General features: G+C 72.8%; 13 protein-coding genes and 1 pseudogene. 5 read left to right on the top strand and 9 right to left on the bottom strand.

The annotated features are described in order from the left end of the window. Positions 1–78 precede the first annotated feature (78 nt). From AB0G01_RS12500 to AB0G01_RS12490, 3 genes are read left to right on the top strand one after another with little or no spacing between them, the layout of a single operon-like run. On the top strand, positions 79–792 hold the full coding sequence (locus tag AB0G01_RS12500) for a Crp/Fnr family transcriptional regulator (RefSeq protein ID WP_360943484.1): 714 nt from the start codon (positions 79–81) through the stop codon (positions 790–792). Between the two features lie 44 nt (positions 793–836). Continuing rightward, a complete protein-coding gene (locus tag AB0G01_RS12495; RefSeq protein ID WP_360945184.1) occupies positions 837–1,445 on the top strand; it encodes a hypothetical protein in 609 nt (202 codons plus the stop codon). 59 nt (positions 1,446–1,504) lie between these two features. Then, positions 1,505–2,062, top strand: coding sequence for a GNAT family N-acetyltransferase (locus tag AB0G01_RS12490; protein WP_360943481.1), 558 nt, complete (start codon positions 1,505–1,507; stop codon positions 2,060–2,062). Positions 2,063–2,102: 40 nt separating this feature from the next. Here the strand turns inward: AB0G01_RS12490 and AB0G01_RS12485 are convergent, their stop codons facing one another. From AB0G01_RS12485 to AB0G01_RS12465, 5 genes are all read right to left on the bottom strand, one after another. Next, positions 2,103–2,759: an RES family NAD+ phosphorylase gene (locus AB0G01_RS12485; protein ID WP_360943478.1), complete on the bottom strand. Its 657-nt coding sequence runs from the start codon at positions 2,757–2,759 to the stop codon at positions 2,103–2,105. 28 nt (positions 2,760–2,787) lie between these two features. Beyond that, on the bottom strand, positions 2,788–3,372 hold the full coding sequence (locus AB0G01_RS12480) for a DNA-binding protein (protein ID WP_360943475.1): 585 nt from the start codon (positions 3,370–3,372) through the stop codon (positions 2,788–2,790). Positions 3,373–3,629: 257 nt separating this feature from the next. Then, on the bottom strand, positions 3,630–4,457 hold the full coding sequence (locus AB0G01_RS12475; RefSeq protein WP_360943472.1) for a hypothetical protein: 828 nt from the start codon (positions 4,455–4,457) through the stop codon (positions 3,630–3,632). 97 nt (positions 4,458–4,554) lie between these two features. After that, on the bottom strand, positions 4,555–5,097 hold the full coding sequence (locus AB0G01_RS12470) for a YbaB/EbfC family nucleoid-associated protein (RefSeq protein ID WP_360943469.1): 543 nt from the start codon (positions 5,095–5,097) through the stop codon (positions 4,555–4,557). A gap of 87 nt (positions 5,098–5,184) precedes the next feature. Next, positions 5,185–5,553 (bottom strand): FKBP-type peptidyl-prolyl cis-trans isomerase, encoded by a 369-nt coding sequence (locus AB0G01_RS12465; protein WP_360943466.1) that lies wholly within the window; start codon positions 5,551–5,553, stop codon positions 5,185–5,187. 114 nt (positions 5,554–5,667) lie between these two features. On the opposite strand from AB0G01_RS12465, the gene AB0G01_RS12460 reads away from it, so the two are divergent. Next, positions 5,668–7,593 carry a beta-propeller domain-containing protein gene (locus AB0G01_RS12460; RefSeq protein ID WP_360943463.1) on the top strand — a complete coding sequence of 642 codons (1,926 nt, stop codon included), beginning with the start codon at positions 5,668–5,670 and terminating at the stop codon, positions 7,591–7,593. Here AB0G01_RS12460 and AB0G01_RS12455 read toward each other — a convergent pair. The 4 genes and pseudogenes from AB0G01_RS12455 to AB0G01_RS12440 form a co-directional block, all read right to left on the bottom strand. Next, entirely contained in the window at positions 7,586–8,338 is a 753-nt protein-coding gene (locus AB0G01_RS12455) for an EI24 domain-containing protein (protein ID WP_360945181.1), read from the bottom strand. The two genes, AB0G01_RS12460 and AB0G01_RS12455, sit on opposite strands and share 8 nt — an antisense overlap. Positions 8,339–8,515: 177 nt before the next feature. Continuing rightward, positions 8,516–8,698, bottom strand: a complete 183-nt coding sequence (locus AB0G01_RS12450; RefSeq protein WP_015104008.1) for a hypothetical protein — start codon at positions 8,696–8,698, stop codon at positions 8,516–8,518. An 82-nt stretch (positions 8,699–8,780) separates the two neighbouring features. Beyond that, complete coding sequence (locus AB0G01_RS12445; protein WP_360945178.1) at positions 8,781–9,260, bottom strand: DUF309 domain-containing protein; 480 nt, start codon at positions 9,258–9,260, stop codon at positions 8,781–8,783. Positions 9,261–9,323: 63 nt separating this feature from the next. Further along, positions 9,324–9,650 (bottom strand): annotated as a pseudogene (locus AB0G01_RS12440) (helix-turn-helix domain-containing protein); the annotation flags it as partial. A gap of 315 nt (positions 9,651–9,965) precedes the next feature. On the opposite strand from AB0G01_RS12440, the gene AB0G01_RS12435 reads away from it, so the two are divergent. Continuing rightward, a complete protein-coding gene (locus tag AB0G01_RS12435; RefSeq protein ID WP_360943459.1) occupies positions 9,966–11,417 on the top strand; it encodes a choice-of-anchor A family protein in 1,452 nt (483 codons plus the stop codon). The last annotated feature ends 1 nt before the right edge of the window (position 11,418 follow it).

Here is an 11,418-nt window from a genome sequence, read left to right as displayed (position 1 = left end):
GCGGATCGGGTTCAGCCCGGCCGAACGGCTGAGGGGGACGTCGGATCGCGGGACACTGGGTGCCTGCGAGGAGGTCTCATGACCGTGATCCCGACACCCCGCGCCGGCACCTGGCCCGCGGGGACCTTCCTGGACCTGCTGCCGCCCGGGAGCCAGGCCGCGCTGCTGGAACTGGGCGTGCCCCAGGCCTTCCGCCGCGGCGAGGTGATGCTCCGCGAGGCGGAGGAGTCCGACCACGTGGTGCTGCTGGTGCGGGCGGTCGTGAAGGCGACCGTCACGCTGGAGAACGGCCGGGTCGCGCTGCTGAGCATCAAGGTCGGCGGCGACGTGGTGGGCGAGATGGCCGCGCTGAGCGGAGAACCGCGCTCGGCGACCGTGACCGTGTGCGGTGACGCGCACGTCCGGGTGATCTCTTCGGTGGCGTTCCGGGAGTACCTGAACCGGTTCCCCGAGGCGAACCTGGCCCTCACCCGGACGATCATGCACACGTTGCGGTGGGCCGACAAGCGGCGCATCGACTTCAACGGCTACCCGGCGTTCGTCCGGCTCGCGCGGGTGCTCGACGAGCTCGCCGACGGGTACGGGCGAGCCGTCCCGGAAGGCGTGACCGTCGACCTGGGTCTCACCCAACGGGAACTCGGTGCCCTGGTCGGGGCGGAAGAGGACACCGCGCGCAAGGAACTCCGGCTGCTGCGCGACCGGGGGGTGATCCGGATGGGGTACCGGACCATCACGATCGTGGATCGCGGGGTGTTGAGCAGCATCGCGTACGACTGGTCGGAAACCCGGTGATACCGCTAGTTGTCGCGGGACCGCCGGGAGATGCTGTGCTGGTGATGCTGGACACCGTGACACCACTCGACGGACTGGTCTACCGGCTCGTGGTCGCCGTGGACGTCGAGGGCTACAGCAAGCTCGACGCACTGGACCAGTCGCTGGTGCAGTCGAGACTGGGCGAGGTGCTGGACGTAGCCGCCCGAGACGCCGGACTGGACCGTTCCCAGTGGTACCGCCAGTTGCGCGGAGACGGGGAACTGGCCGTGCTGCCCGCCGACGCGGACACGGCGTGGGTGATCGCCCACTTCACCGAGGGGGTGGCGCGGGCGCTGCGCGAGCTGCGGCGGGCCGGGACGCCCCTGCGGATGAGACTCGCCATGCACTGCGGCACGCTCACCGCCGGGCAGTTCGGCCTGGTCGGGCAGGCCCCGATCGTGACGTGCCGGCTGCTCGACTCGCGGGCCGTGCGGCGGGCGCTGGCGGAGGGGGACAGCGATCTGGTGCTGGTCATCTCCGAGCGCCTGTTCGACGACGTGGTGCGCACGCGCTTCCGCGACCTCGACCCCTCGCGCTTCCGCCCGAGCCGGTTCTCGGTCAAGGGTGCCAGCTACGCGGGCTACCTGTGCCCGGGAGCGCCGCGCGCCCTCCCGGAGCTGGTGGAGAGCTGAGCTTCCCGGAGTTGGTGGAAAGCTAGCGAACCGGACAGCCCGTGGGGCACGCTCACCGGATGCAGTGGACCGTGCGGGCCGGGCAGCCCGACGACGCGCCCGAGATCGCCAGGATCAACGTCGACGCCTGGCAGCACTCGTACCGCGGGATCGTGGACGACCCGGTGCTGGACCGGATGCTGCCGGAGAGCCGGTTGCCCGCCTGGTCGCGGGTGCTGGGGCTGCCCGACCCCAGCCGGGTCTTCGTGGCCGTCGGGGAGGACGGGCGGATCGGGGCCTACTGCTCGGTCGACGCGGTGCGGGAGTCCAAGGACGCCCACCCGGACCTGCACACCGGTGAGCTGGTCGCGATCTACGCGGACCCCCGGTACCGGGGCACGGGAGCCGGTCACGTGGTGCACGAGGCGGGGGTCCGGCACCTCGTGGAGCAGGGTTTCCGGTACGCGGTGCTGTGGGTGTTCCAGGACAACGCGCGCAGCCGGGAGTTCTACGAGTCCCACGGATGGCGGCACGACGGGCTGGTGCACCGGTACGAGCTGGGGGGCCAGGAGCTGCCGGAGGTCCGGTACGCGCGGTTCCTGTCCGCGCCCCGCCGGCGTGCCGCAGCCGGTCGGTGAGGCGCGGCCGGTCGGTGAAGCGCGGAGCGACCGCCGTGTCCTAGCCCAGGAGCGTGTAGTTCAGCTCCTCGCACGCCCTGGCCAGCGGGAGGTCCAGGCCCGGGTGCTCCAGCGGGAGCAGCACGTCCGGGGCCGGTGGGAGCCCCGTGCCCCCTGGCGGGTCCCACAGGCAGACCGCCGGGGTGCCCGAGTCCATGGACGAGCGGTACCAGAGGCCGTCCAGCTCCGGGTAGGCGGCGCGGATCGCCCTCGCCCACTGCTGGGTCAGGTTCTTCGGGCCCGCGCTGATCTCCTGGGACGCGCCCACCCGGGTCGGCCACAGGCCCGCCAGGTCCAGCAGCCGCAGGGTCCTGCGGGGGCGCAGGATCACCAGGAACGGACTCCTGGTGCGGCGGTCCACCACCGACGTCTGCTGGTAGACCTCGGCGATGCTCGTTCTCACCGTCAGGCCGAAGTACAGCACGCCCTGGTCGTGCGCGTGGGTGGGTGCGCCGTCCGGTGACGGGGGCTGGGTGTCGAACCGGGCGTGGGGGAGCGGGCCGGTGTAGCGGAAGCTGTTCCAGCGCTGGGGGTGGAGCCCCTTCGCCGTGAAGATCCGGACGAGTCTGGTCGCGCGGTGCACGGCCACCACGTCCTCGGTGCGGCGCAGGTTGGCCTGGAGCACGGCAGGAGCTGGCGGCTGGGGGAGCCGGGACATTCGGATCCTGTCGGGGAGGTGGTGGTGGCTAGGCCGGCGTGCCGAGTCGGGTGGCCAGCTCCGCCACCCGGCGGGGGTCGCCGCCGGCGAGCAGCCACTCCCGGGGCGACGTGCGGTCGTTCTCCAGCAGGAGGTCTTCCTGTTCGGTGGTCATGAAACCCGCGACCACGAGGGTCGGCTGGTCGGTCGGGACCGCCGCCAGCACGGTCTCCAGGCCGGGCAGGACGCCGGTGCCGGCGAACTGCCACGCGGGCAGCCGCCACGCCCCCCGGTCCTTCCAGCCGACCAGCCGGCCCACGCCCAGGCGGTGGCGGATGCGGCTGGTGTCGACGCCGAGCTGCCGGGCGGCCTCGGCGACGGTCAGGGCCGAGTCGCGCAGCACGGCGTGCGCCACGACGGTCCGGGCGCGGGGCTGGTCGTCCTCGGTGCGGTGCGGGGACAGGTCGAGGCCGGCCTCGGTCAGGGCGTCGCGCTGGTCCGGGGTGAAGTAGCCCGCCGGGTCCGGGTGCGGTGGGGCGAGTCGTTTGGCCGCGTCCGCGACGAGGGACAGGAACTCGTCGGGGGTGACCTGCAAACCTGCCTCGGCCAAAACCGCCTCCAGCGCGGGACTCATGCGCACAGGGTATCCCGGGCGTGCGCCCTTGTGCGCATAGATGCCCCGAATGTCCCAATAATCGGACTCTACGCACACATCTACTGACTCTGCGTGAAAACAGAGGGGCCGGCAACGGTGACACCGCACTCGTCCGGCGGCTGGTCGCGATGCCGTCGCCCCCTGATCGGGGCCGTGCGGTCGGCGGTACAGGTCGACCCGCCGGGTGCCCGGCCGGGTGGTCGGAGCGGGGTGCGCCGGGGCTCAGCCTCCGGTGCTCAGGCTCCGGTGATCAGGGCGGCGGCCCGGTCCCTGGTGGCCTCGTCGACCTCGGCCACCTGGAATTCCCGGCTGCGGATGTGGTGCACCAGGGCGGGTTCCGGGGGGAGGCCGTGCTTGCGCAGGTAGTGCGACACCGCGCCGGCCCAGATCCAGGTGCCGTCGGTGCGGAAGTTCAGCGGCACGTCCTGGTCGCCCGGCGCGAACTCGTCCACGTCCAGGTTCCGCGCGGCCAGCACGACCGGAGCGGCCTCCAGGTACGCCACGAGGGCCTCGCGCAACCGGGGGTCCACCGGCGGCCGGTTCACCACCGGACGCCCCGCTTCGTCCCGGCTGTCGTACACCAGGGCGGTGCGCAGCTCGCCCGGCGGCACGGTCTCGACGCGCGGCGGCAGGCCCGCCCGGTGGCGCAGCCAGTCCGGGATGCGCTCGTCGGCGCGCGGGAACGTGCGCAACTCGTCCTGGAAGCCGATCACCGGCGGCGGGTTGCGCCAGCGCGGCTCCTCGTCGGCGGTGAAGTCCACCGCGAACGCGGCCGGCGCTTCGAGCTCGTAGACCGCGCTCAGCCACGTGCCCCGGTCCGCCGCGTGCATGCCCGCCCGCAACTGCCCGAAGAGCTGCACGACGTCCATCGGCGGCCGGACCTGCCGCCACTGGCCGTCCGGTCCGGCGAAGGCCAGGTCCACCTCGATGTGCCGGCCGGCCGCGCGGTACTCGGCGCGCACGCGCTGCCACTCGGGCGGGAACGCCGGCAGCATGGCCCGGCCGATCCGCCGGAGCAGTTGCTGCTGCTCCTGCTCGGACAGCGGTGTGGGTGGCTGGCTCATGCGTCGAACACCCCTTCGGATCCCCCCGGCAAGTGCGGCTGATCCTAACGGCCACCCGGTCCGGACGACGGCTGGTCGGCCGAGGTCGGGACCGGCGTCACGAGAGGAACGACCGGCCGCCGAAGTCGTCGTCGTCCTCCGGCCCGCGAGCCGGGGGGCGGTGCGCCGGCGGCGGCGGGGTCGGGGGCCGGCGGTGCCGGGCCGGCGGGGACGGCTCGTCCTCGACGCCGAAGTCCAGCTCGCGGCGGGGCGGCGGCGGCACGTCCTCGGCCGGCGGGGCCGGGAAGTTCTTCTTCGCCTCGCCGAACAGCACGTTCGCCGTCTCGTCCTGGGTGCCGATGGTCTCGGCCATGGCCTGCTGGAGCAGTTCCGGAATCCGGGACTGGGCGCGTTGCAGCGTCCGCATCACCTCGGCGGACACCTCGGCCATCCGCTTGCCCGACGCCTGCTCGGCGATCTCCAGGTTCGTCAGGATGCCGTTGGAGCCGATGGTCAGCCGCACCAGGCCGTCCTTGGACGTCTCGGTGATCGACTGGCCCTGCACCAGCTCGGCCATCTCCTGGTAGCGCCGGGCCTTCTGCTCGATGTTCGCCTGCCACTGTTCGAGCATCCGCTCCGACCCGCCGACGTCCTCCGGCACGGCAGCCTCCCCCCTGCTTTCCTTCGTCTTCTCCGGTGACGCGGCGGTGCGCGGCCCGGTTCCGGGCTGGAACCGGGCCGCCCCGGGCTAGTTCACGCCCAGCAGGTCCACCACGAAGATCAGGGTCTCGCCGGGCTTGATGGCCCCGCCCGCGCCCCGGTCGCCGTAGCCCAGGTGCGCCGGGATGACCAGCTTGCGCCGGCCGCCCACCTTCATGCCGGCCACACCCTGGTCCCAGCCCTTGATGACCCGGCCGCCGCCCAGCGGGAACGAGAACGCCTCGCCGCGGTCCCACGAGGCGTCGAACTGCTCGCCGGTGGAGTGCGAAACGCCGACGTAGTGCACGTGCACCAACTGACCGGGGGTGGCTTCGGGGCCATCGCCGACGGTGATGTCCTCGACCACAAGGTCCGCGGGTGCCGGACCGTCGTGCGGTTCGACCACGGGCTTGGTCATGAGCGATCTCCTCGTGATTCGGTAGCAGTCCGAGTCGAGTCAATCATGCCCGCCGGGGCGAGGCCGACCGGCACGCTGTGCAACGCGCGCACCGGTCGCCTCCGTCCTGGGGACATGACGCGATGGACCTGGGGTAGGCGGACGGCGCTGCTCGGCGGGGCCGCTCTGGTCGGGGTGGTGAGCACGGCGTCCGCCGTGCCCGCGGTGTTCGAACTCCGGGATTCCGTGCCGGTGCACGACGTTCCGGTCGACCTGGTCTCGTACACCTCGTGCGACACGGCCCTGGCCGGGCTGCGCACGGCGGTGGCCCAGCACGTCGGCGCGTACGGGCCGGCCGGGTCGCGCGGCACCGACGTGCTGGAGCTGGACAGCCGCGCGGCGGGGGTGCCCCGGGCCGCGCCCGGTGACCAGGCCGCGCCCGAGCACTCCACGACGAACGTGCAGGAGGCCGGCGTCGACGAACCGGACCTGGTCAAGACCGACGGCCGCCGGCTCGTCACGGTCGTGGACGGCAAGCTGCGCGTGGTCGACGTCGCCTCGCGCCGGCTCACCGGCACCCTGGACCTGCCGTCGGGCTACGTCACCCACCTGCTGATGAAGGGGGATCGTGCGCTGGTCGTCGCCGGGTCGGCCGCGATGACCGACACCGGGTTCGCGCCCGGGTCGTTCGCCCCCGAGGGCTCGACGCTGACCATGGTCGACCTGGCGGACGCCCCGGAGGTCGTCGGCACGCTGGAGCTGGGGGCCCGGTACCTCGACGCGCGGCAGGTCGGCGACGTGGTGCGGGTGGTCGTCCACTCCGGGCCGCGAATCCCGTGGGTCCGCCCCGACGAGGGGCGCACCGACGCGGAATCGTTGGCGCGCAACCAGGAGATCGCCGCGACCGCGCCGATCGGGTCGTGGTTGCCGCAGTACGAGCTGACCACCGGCGACGGGACCCGCACGACCGGCCCGCTGGTGGCGTGCGACCGCATCCGGCACCCCGAGCAGCACTCGGCGACGTCGATGGTGTCCGTGCTGACCTTCGACTTCCCCGGCGAACTGGGCACCGGCGACGCGGTCTCGATCGTCGCGGACGGCGACACCGTGTACAGCACGGACAAGTCGCTCTACCTCGCCGACGACCGCCACCTGGTGCCGAACCAGAACCGGAACCGGGTGCCCGCGCCGCCGACCACGACGGCCATCCACCAGTTCGACATCTCCCGTCCCGGCCCGCCTCGGCACATCGCCTCCGGCGAGGTCACCGGGTCACCGCTGAACCAGTACGCGCTGTCCGAGCACGACGGGCACCTGCGGGTGGCGACCACGGCGTTCAACGCCCCGGGCATCCCGGAGCAGCCGCCCGCGTCGCAGAGCGCGGTGACCGTGCTCGCCCGGGTGGGCACCGGGCTCGTCGAGGTCGGCAAGGTCGACGGGCTCGGCGTCGGCGAGCGGATCCACAGCGTGCGGTTCGTCGGGCCGCGCGGGTACGTGGTGACCTTCCGGCAGACCGACCCGCTGTACTCGCTGGACCTGTCCGACCCGACCGCGCCGCGCCGGGTCGGCGAGTTGAAGATCAACGGCTATTCCGCCTACCTGCACCCGGCGGGCGGGACGCGGCTGATCGGCGTCGGCCAGGAGGCCACCGACGAGGGCCGCACGCAGGGCACCCAGGTGTCGCTGTTCGACGTGGGCGACCCCGCCGCGCCGACCCGGATCGCCTCCCACCACGTGCCCGGCGGGAGCTCCGAGGTGGAGTACGACCCGCACGCGTTCCTCTACTGGCCGCAGCGGGACCTGGTGGTGCTGCCGGTCGTGTCCTACGGGGCGGTGGACAAGCCGTCGGGGCCGATCTCCGGCGGGGTGCTGGTGCTCCGCTTGAAGGACAACGACTTCACGTCGCTGGGCACGGTGCGGCACGCGTCCGGGCAGGGCGTCGATTCCGCCGTCCGGCGGGCGCTGGTGGTGGGCGACGACCTGTGGACGGTGTCGGCGGGCGGGGTGCGGGTGACCCGGATCGACGACCTGGTCGAGCGGGAGTGGGTGCCGTTCACCTGATCTGGTTGTTGAGCAGGCGGTGCGCGAGGACCGTGCCGCCCGCCATCGCCGCCGGGAACACCACCAGCGCGGCCAGCGGTACCAGGCAGAGCAGGTAGGTCGGCACGGCGAAGCCGAGCGTCACGGCGCGGCGCTCGCGCAGCACCCGGCGGCGCACGCCCAGCTTGAGGCCGCGCCGGGTGAACGGGATGCCGGTGAGCTCGATGCCGAGCAGGGTGGCGTTCACGCAGACCGCGATCACCGGCACGACGGTCTGGCCGACGACCGGGATGAACCCGGCCAGGAACAGCGGGATCGCGCACAGGACCGCCAGGCCGATCAGCAGGACCGCGTCCCGGATGCCGACGCCGGCCGAGCGCGCCCAGCTCACCCGCTGCGCCTCCGGGACGCCGCCGAGCTCCTCGTCCTCGACGGTCTCGGCGATGTGCTCGTAGAACGGCCCGCCGATGATCAGCGTCAGGGCGGTGAACAGCAGCAGCCCGATCGCCACGTACGCGCCGATGATCGACACCCCGGCGGCGACCCTGGTCGCGGTGCGCACGCCGTCGCTCCAGCCGTCGGCGAACGGCGTGGCCCACGCGGCGATGTCGTTGATCCACAGGCCGAGCGCCACCAGGCTGCCGATCAGCAGCACGCTGGTGATGAGCGCCGGGATCGCGCCGATCAGCAGCAGCTTGGGCGACCGGAACACCAGCCCGAAACCCTTGGCCAACAACCCGACACCGGTGGAGAAGTCGCGCAGCACCCTGATCACCGGCGGAGCATAGCCGCCGGCCGGGGGCGATCGGGACGATTCGGGCCGGTCGTTCCCCGGATCACGCCGGCGTCCGCCGGCCGCCGGAGGGGAGCGGGTCGCCGGGCGCGAAGAACTCCACTCCGGACGCCGAGGGCGGGCGTCCGGAGTGGAGTCGGGGGAGGAGTGCTATCGGCGGCGGCGGAACGACAGGGAACGCGCGCCGGTGCCGACGCCCGCGAGGTGCAGCGCCACGCACAGCAGACCGGCCACGAGGAGCGTTCCGCCGTCGATGACGGAACCCAGCGACACGTTGGCGAGGTCCAGCAGGAGGGCGAGCCCGAAGATGACCGCCGCGATGATCGCGAACACAGGAGCCTCCTAGGTTAGGTCTCCTGTCGATACCCCGCGCTCACCGGCCCCAAGCGGGCATTCGGCCCAATTCGCGCCCGGATCAGCCGGCGGGTGCCGAGGACGGGGCCGTCCCGGGGTCGGCGACGAGCCGGGGCGGGGCGGGGGTGGCGGTCTCCGCCCACGCGATCAGGCCGGGCACGTCCACGCCGTGCGGCGGGTGGTCGCGGAACGGCTCGATGTTCCGCGCGCCCCGGTCGAGCAGGGTGTGCGCGCCCTTGGCGTTGCCCCGGGCCAGGTGGGTCAGGCCGACCGCCAGTTGCGCCAGTCCCCGCCACAGCTCGCGCTCCCGTTCGGGCGCGGCCTTCCACGCGTCCTCCAGCACCTCGTGCGCGTGGAACGGTTTGCCGTCGTCCAGCAGGCGTTGCGCTTCGACCAGCGCTTCGCCCGGCGGGCGCGGCACGCCCTCGGGCTGGCGCTCGACGCCCGGAGCGTCGTAGGGCAGGGGACGGCCCAGGCCGTCACGGGGGCGCGCGTTGCGGGCCCGGCCGGTCTCGTCGCGATCGCGAGGGCTGCCTTCCACGACTTCGATCGTGTCACGGAAAGCAGCCCGCACGCATCGGACCTTCGCGGAGAAGCGCAGTTGGTTGCCCGACGGGTCGCGGAACGCGCAGTCGCGCACGCCGTAGAACTGGTCGATCGGCTCCTGGACGACCTCCGCGCCGGCCGCGCGAATCCGCTCGAAGGTGACGTTCAGGTCCCCGCGCCGCAGCAGCGCTTTCGCCCGTTCGACGCGGCGGGTCATCAGGTAGTTGTAAGGGGTTTCCCCATAAGCGATCTTGAACTGGCGCGCGAAGTGCGCCGCGGACATCAGCGCCGTGCGCGCCATCGCGGGCACGTCCAGCGGCCGGGCGTACTCGCGGTCCATGAGGTCGCGGGCCCGCCGCAGGTGGGCGAGTTCCTCCGGGGTCACGCGACCAGCATTCCACGCACGTGCTGGTGGACGTGTCCGAACAGGACCGGGTGTCGCACGTGGACCTCGACCGGTCCATCGCGTCGGTCGAGGTGATCGGTTGGGACGAGGCATTCCGGGGTGCGCGCACCGACGGGCCGGAGCACCGGCCGGCTGCTCGGCGTCCGTGCGGAATCCGGTCCGCCGGTCGACTCCTGAACCGCGCCGGGGTCACGAGATCGATTTCACCCGGTCGAGCGGTTCTCCCTACTCCTGCGGGTTATCCCGGCGCGTCTCGTCGCGCGATGCGGGACATGCGCACACAGCATCGTGCGCATGTCCCGCTCCCGCGCTCACCTTCTCGGCGTCTTCGGCGCGGTGGCCCTGGTCACCGCGGTCGGTCTGCACGGCATGGTCTCGGCCGACCCGCTGCCCGGCGGACTCGGACCCTGCATAGGGGCGCAGTGCCCCGGCACGTTCCCGCCGGTGAACAACGGCGACTTCACGGGACGCGACGAGGGCATCAACATCTTCGTCGGCGGGGACATGCTGGTCCGCTTCGGCGCGGTCGAGGCCGAGGGCCTGGTCGTGGTCGGCGGCGAGTTCGACCAGAACAAGGCGGCCGGCGGCTCGGCGATCTACAACGTCGGCATCGTCGGCGTCGGGTCCCGGGTGCCACCGCCGGACGGGTCGGACTTCCTGGTCACCGGCGGCGCGGTGACCGTCGCGGCCGAGCAGCGGCTGGTCGCGGAGGGCGGCGTCGTGCACCACGCCGGTCCGTTGACCGGCACCGTCCTCGGCGAGACCAGGGCGGACCCGGACGCGTTCGCCCCGTACGAGAACCTGGCTCCGGAGCTCACCACGGCCAGCCAGTGCTACAAGTCCACCGCGGCCACCGGCACCGCCGTGAACGAGGGGTCTCAGACGACGTTCCGGGGTGACGGCACGTCCGCGATCCAGGTGTTCAACGTCGACTTCGACATCGCCGGCACGAACGGCGGGCAGCAGGGCATCGTCTTCGAGGGCATCCCGGCCGGGGCGACGGTGCTGGTCAACATGCTCGGCGCGAACCGGCGGATCTTCACCTACTCCGGCGAGCTCGCCGACGGCGGTCCGCTCAACGCCCTGCGCGAGCGGTTGCTGTGGAACTTCCCGGACGCGGTCACCGCCGCCATCGCGGGCGGCGCGCAGTTCCAGGGCAGCGTGCTGGTGGGCAACGCGGCGAGCATGACCTCGGTGTCCGTGCCGGGCCTGGCCGGGCGGTTCTTCTCGGCGGGCTCGCTGACGCACGGCGGTGAGGGCACGGCCGGCCAGGAGTTCCACGCGTACCCGTTCAACGGCGACCTGCCGAGCTGCGCGGCTCCCACGACCACCACGACCACCACCACCACCACGACCACGACGACCACGACGACCACCACCACGACCGAGCCCACGACGACCACGACCGAGCCGACGACCACCACCACGGAACCCACGACCACCACCACCGAGCCGACCACGACGACCGAGCCGACCACGACGACGGAACCGACGACCACGACGACCGAGTCGAGCACCACGAACGCGTCGACCACCTCGTCCGCCACCACCTCGGCCGTCACCACGTCGGGCGGTCCCACGACCACCACGGCACCCGTGGAGACCACCACGACCGCGACCCCCGGCAGGCCGGACGACCTGGCGCAGACGGGCACGCGGGTCGGCTGGACGGTCGTGGTCGGTGTCCTGCTGCTGGGCGGCGGCGCGGTCCTGCTGGTCCTGCTGGGACGGCGGCGGCGGACCTGAC

This window comes from Actinosynnema sp. NPDC023587, from assembly GCF_040640215.1.
GTDB lineage: Bacteria > Actinomycetota > Actinomycetes > Mycobacteriales > Pseudonocardiaceae > Actinosynnema.
Note: the sequence above shows the minus strand (reverse complement) of the source record. Positions and strands in the feature narration are given on the sequence as shown.